This is a genomic window from Bremerella sp. JC817 (assembly GCF_040718835.1).
Lineage (GTDB): Bacteria > Planctomycetota > Planctomycetia > Pirellulales > Pirellulaceae > Bremerella.
In genome coordinates this window covers 34,183-48,583 of the sequence record NZ_JBFEFG010000259.1, presented here as the reverse complement: position 1 = coordinate 48,583, position 14,401 = coordinate 34,183, and the positions used below count along the sequence as shown (strand labels likewise).

16 protein-coding genes are annotated in these 14,401 nt (G+C 57.7%); 12 read left to right on the top strand and 4 right to left on the bottom strand.

Translation table 11 applies throughout. From position 1 onward, the window contains the following. Positions 1–4 precede the first annotated feature (4 nt). A complete protein-coding gene (locus AB1L30_RS05120) occupies positions 5–424 on the bottom strand; it encodes a HEAT repeat domain-containing protein (protein ID WP_367012591.1) in 420 nt (139 codons plus the stop codon). Between the two features lie 331 nt (positions 425–755). On the opposite strand from AB1L30_RS05120, the gene AB1L30_RS05115 reads away from it, so the two are divergent. Both AB1L30_RS05115 and AB1L30_RS05110 read left to right on the top strand, forming a co-directional pair. Beyond that, entirely contained in the window at positions 756–1,262 is a 507-nt protein-coding gene (locus AB1L30_RS05115) for a hypothetical protein (RefSeq protein WP_367012353.1), read from the top strand. A gap of 16 nt (positions 1,263–1,278) precedes the next feature. Further along, entirely contained in the window at positions 1,279–1,779 is a 501-nt protein-coding gene (locus AB1L30_RS05110) for an ankyrin repeat domain-containing protein (protein WP_367012352.1), read from the top strand. A gap of 157 nt (positions 1,780–1,936) precedes the next feature. On the opposite strand, the gene AB1L30_RS05105 is transcribed toward AB1L30_RS05110, so the two are convergent. From AB1L30_RS05105 to AB1L30_RS05095, 3 genes are all read right to left on the bottom strand, one after another. After that, positions 1,937–2,746, bottom strand: a complete 810-nt coding sequence (locus tag AB1L30_RS05105; RefSeq protein WP_367012350.1) for an anti-sigma factor — start codon at positions 2,744–2,746, stop codon at positions 1,937–1,939. Then, a complete protein-coding gene (locus tag AB1L30_RS05100) occupies positions 2,743–3,309 on the bottom strand; it encodes a sigma-70 family RNA polymerase sigma factor (protein WP_367012349.1) in 567 nt (188 codons plus the stop codon). The genes AB1L30_RS05105 and AB1L30_RS05100 overlap by 4 nt, the downstream gene beginning before the upstream one ends. An 87-nt stretch (positions 3,310–3,396) precedes the next feature. Then, positions 3,397–3,888 carry a fasciclin domain-containing protein gene (locus AB1L30_RS05095; protein ID WP_367012348.1) on the bottom strand — a complete coding sequence of 164 codons (492 nt, stop codon included), beginning with the start codon at positions 3,886–3,888 and terminating at the stop codon, positions 3,397–3,399. A 353-nt stretch (positions 3,889–4,241) separates the two neighbouring features. Between AB1L30_RS05095 and AB1L30_RS05090 the strand changes: the two genes are divergently transcribed. The 10 genes from AB1L30_RS05090 (at position 4,242) to AB1L30_RS05045 (ending at position 14,304) form a co-directional block, all read left to right on the top strand. Further along, positions 4,242–5,060: a heme-binding protein gene (locus AB1L30_RS05090; RefSeq protein ID WP_367012347.1), complete on the top strand. Its 819-nt coding sequence runs from the start codon at positions 4,242–4,244 to the stop codon at positions 5,058–5,060. Positions 5,061–5,427: 367 nt separating this feature from the next. Continuing rightward, positions 5,428–6,378: an AraC family transcriptional regulator gene (locus AB1L30_RS05085; protein WP_367012346.1), complete on the top strand. Its 951-nt coding sequence runs from the start codon at positions 5,428–5,430 to the stop codon at positions 6,376–6,378. A 304-nt stretch (positions 6,379–6,682) separates the two neighbouring features. Next, positions 6,683–7,627 carry a DUF1559 domain-containing protein gene (locus tag AB1L30_RS05080; RefSeq protein WP_367012345.1) on the top strand — a complete coding sequence of 315 codons (945 nt, stop codon included), beginning with the start codon at positions 6,683–6,685 and terminating at the stop codon, positions 7,625–7,627. Between the two features lie 30 nt (positions 7,628–7,657). After that, positions 7,658–8,101 (top strand): carboxypeptidase regulatory-like domain-containing protein, encoded by a 444-nt coding sequence (locus AB1L30_RS05075; protein WP_367012343.1) that lies wholly within the window; start codon positions 7,658–7,660, stop codon positions 8,099–8,101. Between the two features lie 646 nt (positions 8,102–8,747). Continuing rightward, the gene (locus tag AB1L30_RS05070) at positions 8,748–9,779 is read left to right on the top strand and encodes a MoxR family ATPase (protein WP_367012342.1); all 1,032 of its coding nucleotides are present in this window, start codon (positions 8,748–8,750) and stop codon (positions 9,777–9,779) included. 83 nt (positions 9,780–9,862) lie between these two features. Beyond that, complete coding sequence (locus tag AB1L30_RS05065; RefSeq protein WP_367012340.1) at positions 9,863–10,729, top strand: DUF58 domain-containing protein; 867 nt, start codon at positions 9,863–9,865, stop codon at positions 10,727–10,729. After that, positions 10,726–11,598, top strand: a complete 873-nt coding sequence (locus AB1L30_RS05060; RefSeq protein ID WP_367012339.1) for a hypothetical protein — start codon at positions 10,726–10,728, stop codon at positions 11,596–11,598. Before AB1L30_RS05065 ends, AB1L30_RS05060 begins: the two co-directional genes overlap by 4 nt. Next, positions 11,595–12,518, top strand: coding sequence for a vWA domain-containing protein (locus tag AB1L30_RS05055; RefSeq protein ID WP_367012338.1), 924 nt, complete (start codon positions 11,595–11,597; stop codon positions 12,516–12,518). Before AB1L30_RS05060 ends, AB1L30_RS05055 begins: the two co-directional genes overlap by 4 nt. Continuing rightward, positions 12,512–13,561: a vWA domain-containing protein gene (locus AB1L30_RS05050; protein ID WP_367012337.1), complete on the top strand. Its 1,050-nt coding sequence runs from the start codon at positions 12,512–12,514 to the stop codon at positions 13,559–13,561. The genes AB1L30_RS05055 and AB1L30_RS05050 overlap by 7 nt, the downstream gene beginning before the upstream one ends. Next, positions 13,558–14,304, top strand: a complete 747-nt coding sequence (locus AB1L30_RS05045; RefSeq protein ID WP_367012336.1) for a hypothetical protein — start codon at positions 13,558–13,560, stop codon at positions 14,302–14,304. Before AB1L30_RS05050 ends, AB1L30_RS05045 begins: the two co-directional genes overlap by 4 nt. Positions 14,305–14,401: the final 97 nt, after the last annotated feature.

Below are 14,401 nucleotides of genomic sequence, written 5' to 3'. Positions count from 1 at the left end.
GGATTCAATTCTTGAGCATATCGATCGCTTCTTGCCGGATGAGATCGATGTCCGAAGTTGTGGCTGACTGGATGGCTGCGATTGCCTCGGGCGTTTCGATCGCAGCGAGCGCCTGTAACGCTTTTCGCGGGACGTTATACCACGGATCGTAGTCCCAGCGGTATCCGATCGCAGCGATGAGGGCCGGAATGGAGGCTGGGTCACGCAATTCGTCCAGCAGTTCGATCGCTTGCTCGTGCCAGTCGTTGCACCGCGTATCCAAGACGATCTCGCACAGCACCGGCACATAGTCCGGACTAAGTTGGAACCACGCCGCGACCATGACAAAGGAAGCCAATTCATACTGCGGTTGCTCACGAATCACGTGTAGCAGCGCGAGCACTTCTTCGCTGGAAGGAGGCGTCGCGCGAAGCTCCCGCGTCATTTCGTCCAAGATACGCCTGGCTTTCGAATATTCCCTCGCCGCAGAGGCCTCACCGCAGCGCGTCTGGTAGCGTCTCAGGAATTCGCTCAACATGGGAAAACCGCTTGGGTGGGACTCGGCAGTTTCAACTTCGACTGAGGTTATATTCCCTCCAGGCCACTTGCAAGAAGCCGATGGAATGAGGCTTCGACTCGAATGTGTGCCGAAGGCAGTGAGTTGAGCCGAGGACCGACGACGCGCTGGCGAAAGGTCACGGATAAACTTAAGATGAAAAGCAGGTCGGAGGCGTCGCCTGACATCCCCGTTCGGTTTAGGAATCAGGAGTTTTGCCATGAGCGAGTGTCGTGTGCTGCTGGTTGCCAGCAGGCTCGTGGCGGACCACCTACCGATTCTGGCGAGGGAGTATCCGTGGGGGCGATGCAGGCTCGTGGATCGGTCCGAGCTTCAGGGGGAATCTTCCTATCTCGCCGAGAAGAATCATCTGCTTTCGGTGGGTGAAAACTATGGTATCTATAGCGGCGTGTTTGGTCCGCTGAAAGAGACCCCTTTCTGGCGCGGCAAGCAAGTTCGATCCGAGAACCGCAACGGACGGATGGGGGTTGCCGGCTGCCATGTGACACGGCAAGACTTCTCCAAGTACCTGCAGCGGTTGCTGGACATGGTGCATCGTAGCGGCATGTTCCTGTTGGTTCCGGTGACCGATTCCCAGCAACTGGATATCTCAAAAATCAAGAGCCCAACACGGCTTCAGCTTCACGAAGCCATCGAACTGTGGCCCCACATTCTCAGCGAGAAGCGAAGCAACATCGTGATCTCGGACCTTCATCCCGAAGCATGATACCAACGGACGAACCATGACAAGCGAAGCAGCAATGTATGGAGCGATCGTTCGCGGTGATGTCGAAGCAGTGCAGGACCTGCTTCGGAGCGACCCGCCGCTGTTGCACGCATCGAAAGTGGGAAAGAATTGGCTGCACTGGGCGGCGCAGCGAGGCAACACCGACATCGCTCAGATGTTGGTCGATGCGGGGTTAGAAGTCGACTCGCGAACCGACGATGGAACGAGCACGGCACTCGATATCGCCGCAGGTCTGGGAAGAGTCGAAACCTGTCGGTGGCTCATCAAGCATAACGCCGACGTGAATCAAGGATTCGGCCAAACGGCTACGCCTATTTTCAGCGCCATTTACGGAAAGTCGCTGGAAGTGGTAACGCTGTTGGCCGACCACGGCGCCAGCTTAGACGCCAAGTTCGGCGAACCAGCCATCGATGTCCTCAGCTATGCGAAGCAGTATGGCACGCCTGAGATCGTTGCGTTCATTCAACAGGAAATGGCGTCGCCTTCGATTCCGTAGGCATTCTTTTCGCGAATGTTTGGCGCCGTCTGTGTCGATTCCACCTAGGCTCGCTGCATCGAGCCGAGGCCAGGTTTTACCGAGCCCGTTCTCCCCGAGGCATTGTGTTGCGTCTCGGGGAGGCGATCGCGATACCCGCCTCGGTTGGCGAGCGTTGCTATTTCACTTCTGCCACCAGCGGCAATCGTTCCCGGGAAGAGACGACCACGCCGCCGGGCTTCTCGATGGTAACGGCGAACAGGTAAGGCTGTTGCACTTGCAGCTTCGCGTCGATCGGAACGATTGTTTCTCCGGTCGAGCTGATGTTGAAGACACCCCCATCGATCGGTGTGGCCTCGCTCTGGTTTTTGTCGAAGATCCAGAGCTGGTACTGCTCTTCGGTGGGCTTGTTAATCGGCAGACCGCGAAAACGCATGTATCCCTGTTGCTGACGGTTGCTCCACACGACATCGCCGCTGGCACCTTCGACCGGGGTGGGACCGCTGGACCAATCAACTTGCAAATGATCGTTGTCGGCGGCGAGAAGCTCCGCTCGACGCTGGGCGAGGTCAGGCTGGGCCACGTCGCGCACGTTGGAAGACCACCACGAGAACAAGGCAAACGCCAGGCAGGCAGCCGAGACGAGCCAAGGCCAATATTGGGAGGCCTCGCGTCGTGAGGCGTTCGGTTGGGGATCTTCGCTGCGGGAAGGCCGTTCGACGGAACCGGCTCGCTTCGAGGCAAGCTCTTCTTCGGCCCGCGCCAGGATGGCTTGCTTCAGGTGCTCGGGCAGATGTTCCGATGGGTGATCGGACCAGGCCATGTCGAGTGATGCCACTGCTTTTTCCAGCGAAGCATCGGTCGTTCTCGCAGGTTGTCGGGCCAATTCATCAAACTCCGATTGTTCCTCCGGCGACAAGCCGAAGAGCAGCCGCGTGACCTGAAGTTCTTCCCAGCGATCGGATTCTTCGTTCGAGTGGTTGCTCATCGCGCCTCCGCTCCTTTCCGCGGCCGCAATGCTCTAAGCTGCATGCAGTCCCTCAGTTTCACGAGGCCGCGCCGGGCATGTGTTTTGACCGTGCCCAGGGGAATGCCGGTTCGCTCGGAAATGCGCGTCTGCGGTAAGCCATGATAGATCGACAACTCGAGCACATTTCGTTCGTCGCTACGGAGACCTTCCATGCAGGCCGTGGCCCGCGACGCTTCTTCGGCGATTTCAGTCTGAGGTGTCTGGGGGGGCGAAGGATATTGCAGGGCTTGCTCGTCGATCGGTTGTGATTCCAATTCGCGGCGGTGCTTGCGGAGACGATCGATCAGTCGCCGCCGCGCCAACATCGCCACGAACGTCGCTTCTTCCGAAAGCTCTGCTCGATAACGTTCGGCGTTCCGCCAAATATCGACGAAGATCTCTTGGACGGCGTCCTCCGCGTCGGTGGTGGTGGGCGAAAGGCGACGTGCCAGCGACCATACCAGGCCGCCATATTTCTCGATGCATGCGGTCGTGGCGGTCGAGTCTCCGGCCGCGATGCGCTGCAAAAGCGAGTTCTCCAAAGTCAATCTCCTGAGGGCCATCACAAAAACGCGAGGCCGGCAAGCAAACCGACCTCGCGAATGGACTGTGATTTCAGCGGGCGGGAACTACTCTGGCATGATGACCGAGTCGATCACGTGAATCACCCCGTTCGAGGTCACGATGTCGGTCTTCACGACGTTGGCTTCGTCGATCATGACCTTACCTTCCTTGACGGTAACCTTGGCGGTCGAGCCTTGGACCGTCTTCGCCTTGGAAAGCTTCACCACATCTTCCGCCATCACTTTGCCTGGCACAACATGGTAGGTCAGAATTGCAATCAGCTTATCTTTGTTCTCAGGCTTCAGCAGCGAGGCGACGGTCCCTTTGGGCAGCTTCGCGAAGGCTTCGTCGGTCGGAGCAAAGACGGTGAAAGGCCCTTCACTCTTCAGGGTATCGACCAGGTCGGCTGCCTTAACCGCGGCAACCAGGGTCTTGAACTGTCCAGCGGCGACAGCCGTGTCGACAATATCCTTCGGCTTGGCGTCTTCGGCGACCGCCCAGGTCGAGGTACCCAATACGGCGGCAAGTGCGATCAAACCAGCAGTTAACATCTTCATAGTCATTTTCCTGTATTCACTAAAAGTTTCGTTCGGATGCTTCCGGCCGGAAAGCAATTCAGGTCGACCATTTCAGTCTGTTCACGTTCGTATTCGTACCGATTCGCGTGGCGGATTCGAAAAAATCGTTCGAGTCGCGTTGTTTCCAAAAATCGTGGATAAGACGCCCGGTTTCCGAGAAAATGAATCTGTCGGCGTTCCCTTGTCGAATGAATTGGGAGAAATGAAGCTCAATCTTCGGGGGCACCTGTTGGGCAGGCCACAATTTTTCGGTTTTCCAGACGCGACCTGCCGGGAACAATCAACCAACGATGTCCCGGATGGAAGCAACTTCTTTTAGGAGAGACTAAATCATGATGCGTTTGCAGATCGTACTCGCGCTGACTTCCCTTATCTGTTTGGTAGGCTCGGTAACCGCGCGGGAGGTGGAAGAGGGAGATCCCCCGACACATGTCGAGGCCGCGAAAATGATTTCCGACGCGTTGACGCAGGCGAAAGACCAATCGGCGGAAGCTCGGCTAGAGAGCTACCAACGCGTCGCCAAGGCCGTCCAAGAGAAGTGCCCTAATAATGTTCTGATCGCCGAAAAACTTCAGGCAGCCGACAACGTCGAGACGCTCGAGAAAGCGCTTCGCCAGTCGTACGACATTCTCTCGTTTGAAATGAAGCACGAGGCTGACTTGCCTGAGGGGTTTCCCGAACCGACACCGGTTGGCGAGATCCGGGTGAAGCATTATCCGGCGTATCGCCTGGCCAGGACGGAATCGCAGAGAGATTCCGGCTTCTTCAAACTGCTGGCCCACATCACGGTCAATCGGATTGAAATGACCGCCCCGGTCGAAATGACCTATCAGTCGAGCGAAGACAAATCACTCGAACAGGTCGACATGGCGTTTCTGTACGGGGACCCAAAGCTTGGCGAAGTTGGTAAGAAGATGGGTGGCGTGAAAGTCGAGGATGTTCCCGCGATGACGACGGTCTGCATCGGTCTCAAAGGAGAAAGCGACCGCGCGAAACTGGCGGAAGTTGAGCAGCGACTGGAAAAGTGGTTGGCTCGCGAGGGTTCCGAATACGAGCGAGCCGGCAAACTACGCCTGCTCGGTTATAACAGCCCACAGGTCGCGTCCCAATCGCGCTACTACGAAGTGGAACTACCGATCCGTAAAAAGTGATCCGGCAATTACCAGTAGGTATTTCTCTCCTGCCAAAGGCCGGAGTCGTGACACCTTTGGGGGCAGCGGCTCCGGTCCGAGGCGTAGGGGTGCCGCGGCTTTCGGTACGATGAGTTTGCTCTATTGCCACTCTTTGGCTAGTTTATAAACTCGGAAGGAAGCCGGAAGAGGCTTCTTCCAGGCACCCAGGCCGGTTTTCTAAGTTTGGCTCGTTCTGAGCGCGAACTTTGCAAGGCACGCTTTCTCTTCGTCGGGAATGGGGAACCCAACCCTCGAAACCCTGACGGATCTTCGAGAGATCGTGAACCGCAGGGCTGGATGCGTTGTTCGTTTCACTTGCGCCGACCTCCACAAAGCGAAAACAAGCATGGGAGAGCAACCTCACATATTCGAAGGGCTTTATCGCGCTAAGAAGCAGGTGCTCAGCAAGGTGACCGATTGGCGCTGGTACCATGATGCCCCTGGCTGGGTTCGAGATCGCTTCATGCGTTGCGAGCACCATTATGTTGCTGGTAGTTCGCTGGAGGTTCGCGAGCATATTGTGGCGGAGGCAGGTTGCCATTCAGCCAATCGGTACTCGATCTCGGTCCTGAAGAACAGCTGGGCGGAACGGCCGATTGAATGCGAGGTCGTCGGCAAGCGATTCGTTCGGCCGAATGTGCCTGGTACCTTGCTGATGTTTCGGAATTGCGATGTTCAGCATCTTCAAGGGCATGGCCCGTTTCATTCGCAATCGCTGAACCTGGAGTATCCAGAACTGATGGCGCGGCTGGAAGTGCTTTCCGGCGGCCGCCAGGTTTCGCTGGAACACCTTTCGCAACAGAGTCATCACGACGAAGGTTTGGGAATTCTCATCGGCGGCGTCCTGCGTGCTTGTCGACGACGGCACGAACCAGAGAATGACTGGGAAGTCCAGGATGCTTTCGACGCCGTGCTGCAGCGTTTGCTGGTGCTGGCCGGCGCCGCCTCGAAGCCGATTTCAACCGACGACCAACTTCGCCCGGCGGCGGTCACGCGGGCAATCGAGTATCTGCATGCCCACTTCAAGACGAACGTCAAACGAGATCGCCTGGCCGAGATCGCGGAAGTGAACCCCAACTATCTCTCGCGGCTGTTTCATAATTCGACAGGGGTCACCATCAAGCAGTATCTGTTGACCCTGCGGATCGAGCATGCCAAGCAGTTGCTCCGTGGCGACGACGTGGCGATTGCCGACGTTGCCACCCAGTGCGGCTTCTCGTTGCATTCGCACTTCTCGCAAGAGTTTCGGCGACAGGTCGGCGTTTCACCCAGAGCCTACCGCTTGCGAGGGAACTGAGGCAGAGCGTCTAGTTACGTGGCAAGCTTGTCGCGAATTTAAGCAAAACGCGCTGCCGATTGGCACGCGCCGCCATCGGCCCGCGCGAGATTTCTGATAGTTTTCAGCCGGCTCGCTCGGTTTCAGCTTCTGAGACGGGGGAACGCGTTGCTTCGCAACTCTCGATCATGTAGTGAGTTACGCGATTGTTTTCGATTTCTGGAAAAGGTCCCATAAGTCATTTGGCATCCACGAGGAACAGCACATGCGAATCAACAAAGCATTGGTGCAATTTATTTGATTTCGTCTTTCGGGAGAGACATCGATGCCCTCGACATGGTTGCGGAGAAAAGGTTTTACGCTTGTGGAGCTGTTGGTGGTGATTGCCATCATTGGGGTGTTGATCGCCCTCCTGTTGCCGGCAGTTCAACAGGCCCGCGAAGCTGCGCGACGGATCGCGTGCATCAATAACATGAAACAGTTTGGACTGGCGACCCACAACTATCACGACTCGTTCAATACGCTTCCGCTGTCGATCAACGCGAACCGTGCGGTTCTGCCGTACATCGAGGAAGATGCTCTGTCCGAAATGTATGACCCTGGTTTGGCCTACGACGATGGAACCAACGTCGCCCTGCTGACCATGATGCCCGATACGTTCCAATGCCCCAGTGCACCCGAATCAGGCGTCCCCACCATCGAGACCGGCGTGCAGACCTCCGACTATGCCTTTTCCGGCGGGAGCCCCTGGGGCGAGTTGCTTTTTTCTCCTTCGATCCACTACGCCCGGTATAACTTCGCACTTCAGTCTGGCAAAAGACCTTTTGGCAAGATTACCGATGGCCTGAGCAATACGATGCTGCAGATCGAATCGGGAGGCCGGGCCCACGTGTGGATTCAAGGTCAGCGTTTGTCGTGGTATCCGAACTACGACTATCACGGTTCAGACTGGGCGTGGGGTGAAGATACCGAAGCGTGGACCGGCACCGGTGCGGTTTGCTGTGGACAGCTTATGTCGACCTACGCCACGTTCACCCCGAACCCGACCGATCCGACGGGCGGCATTCCTACGCGGGTCGACTTTACGGGGGGCAATATCAATCAGACCAACATGCATGCGTGGCCTTATTCGTTCCACCCCGGGGGCGTTGGTGTTTTGATGTGCGATGGCAGTGTTCACTTTCTGCCAGAGTATGTCTCGCCAGATGTCTTTAAAGCGATCGTCTCGTCGGACAATGGCGACATGATCGAAAGCGGTTACATCCAATAGGGTTGGGCTTCAGGCCAGGAACGAAGAGATATGCAAACGAAAACAACGTGGCCAGCGTTTGGCCTGGCAATGCTGCTGTTCGCGGCTGGATGCGGGACCGATTCGTGGAAGGCACCGCTCAATACAGTGCACGGAACGATCTCGGTCAATGGTCAGCCTGCGGATGGCGCGATCGTTCGACTTCATAAACATGGCGAGCCGGTCGATCTTCGCAAGTCGACCCCCTTTGGTTTGGCCGATGCCGATGGTAGCTTCCTGGTGTCGACCTATAAGTACAACGATGGATGCCCGGTGGGGGAATATGCGGTGACGCTGGAATGGCCCGACAAGCAAACCTCGGCGGACCGGCTGAAAGGCAAGTATCGCCGCATCGACAAACCGTTGATGGAGGTCACCATCGAATCAGGCAGCAATGAATTGCCGCCGATCGTCATCGAGGAAGTGGGGGTCTCGTTACCAGGCAAACCGCAGTAGGCGTTTCGCCCGTTCATCCGCTTGCCTTGAATGCACACAAGCCCTGCTAGGGTGACTGACATCATCGATCGACTTGCCTCGTTGATCCGATACAGTCTCCCTTCCAGGGCTTGTTTTCTTTCCGTCGACTCGTCTTGGTGGTCGCAATCTTCTCGCTTCGGGCTCTCTCGATTCGCCCCCTGAAAGACGTAGCCGCTTCCATCCCCTGCTCTCCTGGTCGGGCCGTTGGCGAACGACCGCCGCATCGACGAGCCGCGCATCTTGCTGGGGAAGCGCAGCGGACGCTGCCACTTTTTCCGGCATGGCCGTCTGTTTGGTAGGCGAGTCCACCTGGCACCGCGCGCACATTTCTGAAACCAAGACATTACCGCGAAGATTCTTACGGCAGGAAACAGCGGGCCCTCGAGCGGTTCGTACCCACCTCAAGTGCTTACCTGGAAACAACGTACCGCGTTCATCGAAGGAGAACCAAACTCTGCCAGGGCAAGACGTGGTGGTCGTAAGGCATGACGATTGCCGTTTTAATCAGGCAACTGCACGCTCCATCGAGATCGAACCTTGGAAGTGTGTATTCAATAAAACGCTGATAAATACGCTTATTTTTCCAACGCATCGGAACGGCCTCCGTCCACTGACAAGGTTTCTCATGTCTCATGATCCGCCCACTTCCTCGGTGACTCGCACCGCGGAATACATCTCCCAGGTCCGCGCTCGCATCGGCACGGTTGTTGTTGGTCAAGATATCGTTGTCGAACGTCTGCTGATCGCCCTGCTCTCTTCGGGGCATCTTCTGCTGCAAGGGGTTCCTGGACTGGCGAAGACGCTGCTGGTGTCGGTGCTTTCGAAGTCGATCTCGCTCGACTTCTCGCGCGTGCAGTTCACGATCGACTTGCTCCCTTCCGACATTCTCGGCTCCGAGATTCTCGATCAACGTTCGCAAGAGTTCAAAGTCCAGAAGGGCCCGATCTTTACGAACCTGATGTTGGCGGACGAAATCAATCGCGCCGCGCCGAAAGTTCAGTCGGCCCTGCTTGAAGCGATGCAGGAACGCAAGGTGACCCTGGGGGGCGAGAACTTCTCGCTGCCCGCTCCGTTTCTGGTAATCGCCACGCAGAACCCGGTGGAGCAAGCCGGAACCTTCGAGCTTCCCGAAGCGCAGCTCGATCGTTTCATGCTTTGCCATCGTCTGCGTTACCCGACCCCGGAGGAAGAAATCATTGTTCTTCGCCGGAATGCGAACCTGGGGATCCGCCGCGAAGGTGCCGGAGCGATCGCCAAGACCGAGTTCGACGTTCTCGAAAATGAACCGGTCGGCGATCTCGAGGATCTCATCGCCGCGATGCAGGCCGTTCACGATGTGTATGTCAGCGACACGTTCATCGAACACATTGCGGCGATCGTCGAGAAGTCGCGCCGCCACCCAGCCCTGGAACTGGGAGCGAGCCCTCGTGCCGGCATCTCGCTGATTAAAGCTTCGCGAGCGCGTGCCTTGATTCATGGTCGTGATTATGTAACTCCGGAAGATTTGTATGCGTTGGCCGACGACGTGCTGCTGCATCGTATTCGGCTCACGTACGAAGCGTTGGCAGATGGATTAACGGGCAAAATGGTCCTGGAGCAGATTCTCAGTGAAGTGGGTTACCTGCCCGTGGAATCGAACTCGGCGGTCACCGAGTAGTCGGTTTCGCGCTGGATTTGCCTTCTCCCTTGCTTGCCGATCCCGCCGGAGACCCCGGCCAGAATGACCTTGCTGAAATTCTTATGACGCATCATGCAGTACTTTCGGACGACGAGTTCCTCGACTCGAGACGCTTCCTGGTCGCGGCGAAACGACTTGCCAACGACCTGGCGTATGGTACCGATCCTTCCCAGTTCTTAGGATCCGGCACCGAATACGTGCAGTCGCGGCTTTATCAGAGTGGCGACCCGATTCGCTCGCTCGATTGGCGCGTCATGGCCCGAACCGGCAAGCCGTTCGTCAAGCAGTTTGAAGCGACCAAGGCGTTGCCTTGCTATTTGCTGATCGACACGTCAGCCTCGATGACGGTCAGTTCGCTGCCGCGCAGCAAGTATGGGCATGCGGTCATCATCGCCACCGGCCTCGCCTTGGCCTGTTTGGATCGCGTGAGCCCGGTCGGTATGATCGCCGTCGGCAGCCGCGATCTTCGGATCCGTCCGTCGTTGTCGCGCGATCAAATCTTGACGTGGTCGCACGAGCTGAAGAAGTATCGCTTCGACGAAAGCACCTCGCTGACTCGGCGGATCACCGAGTTGGCCCCGATGCTGGTCAGCCGGGCGATGGTGATCGTGCTAAGCGATCTGCACGATCCTGGTTGCGTCGGCGCGATTCGCCTGCTGGCGCAAGACCACGATGTCTGCGTCTTGCAGTTCCGCGATCCAGCCGAGGTTGGTCAGCAAGGAACTGGCTTCATTCGCGCTCGCGAGGTCGAAACAGGCCACCTCTATATGGCGAAAGGGACGCAAGAGCTCGCCAAGCAAAGCGCGATGGAACAAAGCATGAAACGAGGCGGCATCGACCACATGCTGATCGATACCGGCAAGCCGTACGAACGCAACCTGAGGCGCTTCTTCGCTTCCCGCAGCATCCTGGGAAAGGCGCAGCGATGAAACGAACTTTGCCCCAGCTTGTCTTCCTGCTGTTGGTCGTCGGCTTCCTTTGCTCGCGTGAACGACCCGCCAATGGCCAGACGTTGCCGGAAGCGTCAACTTCGTCGACCGTCGGAATTCCGTCCGTCCTCCGAGACGTCGAGATACCCGGTCCGTTGCTCGAAACTCGGCCGATCGAGAACAGCATGACCCCGGTTGTCGTCCGGGTCCTTGCCGCCAAGCGAGCCGACCAGGGCTTTCGCTACGACTTCGAGTACTATGCGCTCGAGCCAGGCCAGCACAATCTGATTGATTACCTGACCCCGGCTGAAGGGGAACCGCTCGCCGAACCTTCGGAGCTGTGGGTGCAGGTGACTTCGGAACTAACCGAGAATCAATCACTCTCGCTCCAGGGAATCCTGTTTCGTGCCACTTCGTGGTTTCGGACGTATACGGTCCTCTTCTGGATGGCTGTGATCGGCTGGATTGCGGGGCTGGTATGGATTCTGAGGGTTGGCAAAAAGAAGGAAGCCCCAGCGGTCGCTCCGCAGCAGATACAAACGCCATGGGCCCGGCTGCAAGAGAAGATCGGCCACAAACCGATCGAGGAACTCACCGGGTCGGAGAAGGCGGAGATCGAACGGCTCGTCTATACGATCTGGTATCGGCTGAAGGGGTCGGACCAGAGTGCCTCGGAAGCGTTCGTGGCACTGAAGCAAGACCCCGACGCAGGCCCCATGCTGCTGAAGCTAGAGCAGTGGTTGCATGTGCCGGCGGGGGAAGCGATCGACTTGGACGATGTATTGCGGCAACTGCGTCATCAGCAGCCACGTGACGAGGCGTCTTCCCCATTGCCAAATGGGGCCAAGGAGGCGATGGGAGCATCATGATTAATTTCTCGGCACCCTTATGGCTGTTTCTGTTGTGCGTGCCAGCCCTGTTGATGGTCTGGGTGTGGACACGTCAGACCGGAAGAATCGCGTTTCCGCTCGATCACTCCGAGCTACCTCCGTCACGCTTCTGGCTGAATGTGCTGCGTCTGGTCGAATCGCTGCCGGTGCTGCTGTTGGCGGTGGTGATCTTGATTTTGGCCGGCCCGCAGCGGATGGGCGTACCGCAAGCGAAGCGATCGCTGACCAACATTCAGTTTTGCGTCGATGTCTCCGGCAGCATGACCGCCAAGTTTGGCGACGCAACCCGTTACGACAAGGCGATGGAAGCGATCAATGGCTTCCTCGATTACCGAGAGGGGGACGCCTTCGGCTTAACCTTCTTTGGCAACGCGGTGGTGCACTGGGTTCCACTGACGACCGATTCGTCGGCACTGAAGTGCGCGCCACCCTTCATGCATCCCTCGAATCCGAATCGCTCGGACTGGTTCCAGGGCACGGAAGTAGGCAAGGCATTGCTCGCTTGCCAGGAAGTGCTCAGTGCACGATCCGAGGGGGATCGCCTGATCGTGCTGATCTCGGATGGCCAAAGTGCCGATCTCGCCAACGGCCAGGCCGAGGCCATTGGCAAGTTGCTCCGCGACAGCAATATCGTCGTCTACGACATTCACGTTGCCGAAGAGGACACTCCGGCCGAGATCGCCACGATTGCAATGTTAACCGGCGGCGAGGTGTATCACCCCGGCGATCCGGAAACGTTGGCCGAAGTGTTTCAACAGATCGACAAAATGGAACCGGCGGAGATCGAACGAACGGTCGGGCAACCGCTGGACAACTTCCAGCCATACTGCCTGGTGGCGTTGTGTCTCTCGGGCCTGTTTCAAATGAGCCTGTTCGGCTGGAGGTACACCCCATGGTAGCCTTGTTTGCCGCACTAGGCGTCGGCTTGTTGGTGGCGTTGGCCGAAGGGCTTCACCTGCGACGGGTCAACAAGATTCGAATCCTGGCGTTCGGTCCGACCGGTCGGCCGCAGCGATGGGCTCAAGCCGCGCCGGCGCTGCGCGTGCTGGCGCTTTCTCTCTCGACTTGGGGACTGGTAACGCTGCTGCTGATCGAGCCCTTGTCAGGGGGCAACAGCCTGATCGAAACCGAAAGAAAGCAACATCTGATCGTGCTGCTGGATGTCTCTCCGAGCATGGATCTGCCAGATGCCGGTGTCGACGGCAAGCAGACCCGTAAAGCCCGGGGCAAAGAATTGCTGGAGTCGATCTTTCAGCGAACCGTCGTCCATAACTTCAAGACCAGCGTGTTTGCCGTTTATACCGACGCGTTTGCCGTTGTGGAAGAAACGACCGATCCCGAAGTGATCAGTAATATTCTCGACGATCTGCCGATGTACTCGGTCTTCCAGAATGGCAAGACCAACCTGTTTTCAGGGCTGGAAAAAGCGGCCGAGCTGGCCAGCCGCTGGGAGGCCGACAGCACGTCGATCATCATCGTCAGCGATGGCGACACGGTGCCAGCCACCGGCATGCCGCGGATGCCTCCGTCAGTCAGTCAGATCCTGGTGCTGGGAGTCGGAGACACCGCTTCTGGTACTTTCATCGATGGTCATCAATCGCGCCAAGATGTCTCGACCTTGAACCACACGGCGATTCGCCTGGGTGGGCACTATCACAATGGAAACAGCCAGCACCTGGAAACCTCGCTCGCCCGCTCGATCATGGCGGTCCCAGAGGCGAAGCCCTTCGAGTATTTAACGATGCGTGAGTACGCCATGCTGGCGATCGGTCTGGGCAGCCTGCTGTTGGCAACGTTGCCGGTGTTGCTGGATTGGTTCGGTACCGAGTGGAGTCCTGGCCAGCGACATCCGCGTCCATTTCGCCGGAAAGAGATGGCCACTGTATCGGCCCGTTCCGCCGCGTCTCCGGAAGTTGGTCTCGCGCGGAGGGAACTGCTGTGAAGTTGATCCTTCTCACCATTTGGATTTTGGTTGGCGTTGCCGGCCTGGCTTATCACTTCGGGCCAGGTCAGGGGCAAATGACACGTGACCAGATTTCGAGTCAGCTGGCGGCGGCTCACCGTTACGCGCTGGACGGCGAGTATGACGCGGCAATGCCCCTTTACGATCAGGCGTTGTCGAAGCTTCCCATCGAACAGCGGGCTAAGGTGTTCGAGGTTCGGATCGAGAAGGCGAAGCTGCAGATCGAAGCTGGCGCCACTCCCAAGGCGTATGCCGAACTGGTCGAGCTGGCGCCGCTGGTGCTGCCAGACAAACAACTGCCTGCATCTCTGAAGAACGAGCTGACATCGGCTTTAGGGGCAGCAGAATTCTACGGTACGTGGATCATGCGACTGGAAGGAAAACCGAAGGAAGTCTGGCTTCCCTTCGCCGAATCGTCGCGACAACGATTTCGATATCTCAGCGAGGCCACCCCGCCGACTTCGGACGACGCGCTGACGTATCGGCAGAACCTGGAACGGGTCATTCGACTCGAACGGATGACCATTGAAGAGCTGCAAGGGATGCCCCTTCCTCCAGCGGTAGGCAATGCCATGTCAGGCGACCAAGGCGAAGGCTCAGGCGATATGGGCGAAGGCAAAGGCCCCGGTAAAGGCAAAGGAAAAGGTGACGGCCAAGGCCCACCGACCGACGACCGCGAAGGAGCTGGCGCAGGCAACCTCATCCGACGAGATGGTTCCTAGCGGCAGACCCAACCGTGCAACTTCCAAGAATGAATTCTTCAACCTTATGAATATCTCATCGACCGACACAATGTGCGAATACCGAGGACAGGCAGAG

What these genes read in the sequence shown, in the direction of transcription:
- AB1L30_RS05120 (WP_367012591.1), bottom strand. Translation starts at nt 424, where the DNA reads ATGACGCGGGAGCTTCGCGCGACGCCTCCTTCCAGCGAAGAAGTGCTC.
- AB1L30_RS05115 (WP_367012353.1), top strand. Translation starts at nt 756, where the DNA reads ATGAGCGAGTGTCGTGTGCTGCTGGTTGCCAGCAGGCTCGTGGCGGAC.
- AB1L30_RS05110 (WP_367012352.1), top strand. Translation starts at nt 1,279, where the DNA reads ATGACAAGCGAAGCAGCAATGTATGGAGCGATCGTTCGCGGTGATGTC.
- AB1L30_RS05105 (WP_367012350.1), bottom strand. Translation starts at nt 2,746, where the DNA reads ATGAGCAACCACTCGAACGAAGAATCCGATCGCTGGGAAGAACTTCAG.
- AB1L30_RS05095 (WP_367012348.1), bottom strand. Translation starts at nt 3,888, where the DNA reads ATGAAGATGTTAACTGCTGGTTTGATCGCACTTGCCGCCGTATTGGGT.
- AB1L30_RS05090 (WP_367012347.1), top strand. Translation starts at nt 4,242, where the DNA reads ATGATGCGTTTGCAGATCGTACTCGCGCTGACTTCCCTTATCTGTTTG.
- AB1L30_RS05085 (WP_367012346.1), top strand. Translation starts at nt 5,428, where the DNA reads ATGGGAGAGCAACCTCACATATTCGAAGGGCTTTATCGCGCTAAGAAG.
- AB1L30_RS05080 (WP_367012345.1), top strand. Translation starts at nt 6,683, where the DNA reads ATGCCCTCGACATGGTTGCGGAGAAAAGGTTTTACGCTTGTGGAGCTG.
- AB1L30_RS05075 (WP_367012343.1), top strand. Translation starts at nt 7,658, where the DNA reads ATGCAAACGAAAACAACGTGGCCAGCGTTTGGCCTGGCAATGCTGCTG.
- AB1L30_RS05070 (WP_367012342.1), top strand. Translation starts at nt 8,748, where the DNA reads ATGTCTCATGATCCGCCCACTTCCTCGGTGACTCGCACCGCGGAATAC.
- AB1L30_RS05065 (WP_367012340.1), top strand. Translation starts at nt 9,863, where the DNA reads ATGACGCATCATGCAGTACTTTCGGACGACGAGTTCCTCGACTCGAGA.
- AB1L30_RS05060 (WP_367012339.1), top strand. Translation starts at nt 10,726, where the DNA reads ATGAAACGAACTTTGCCCCAGCTTGTCTTCCTGCTGTTGGTCGTCGGC.
- AB1L30_RS05055 (WP_367012338.1), top strand. Translation starts at nt 11,595, where the DNA reads ATGATTAATTTCTCGGCACCCTTATGGCTGTTTCTGTTGTGCGTGCCA.
- AB1L30_RS05050 (WP_367012337.1), top strand. Translation starts at nt 12,512, where the DNA reads ATGGTAGCCTTGTTTGCCGCACTAGGCGTCGGCTTGTTGGTGGCGTTG.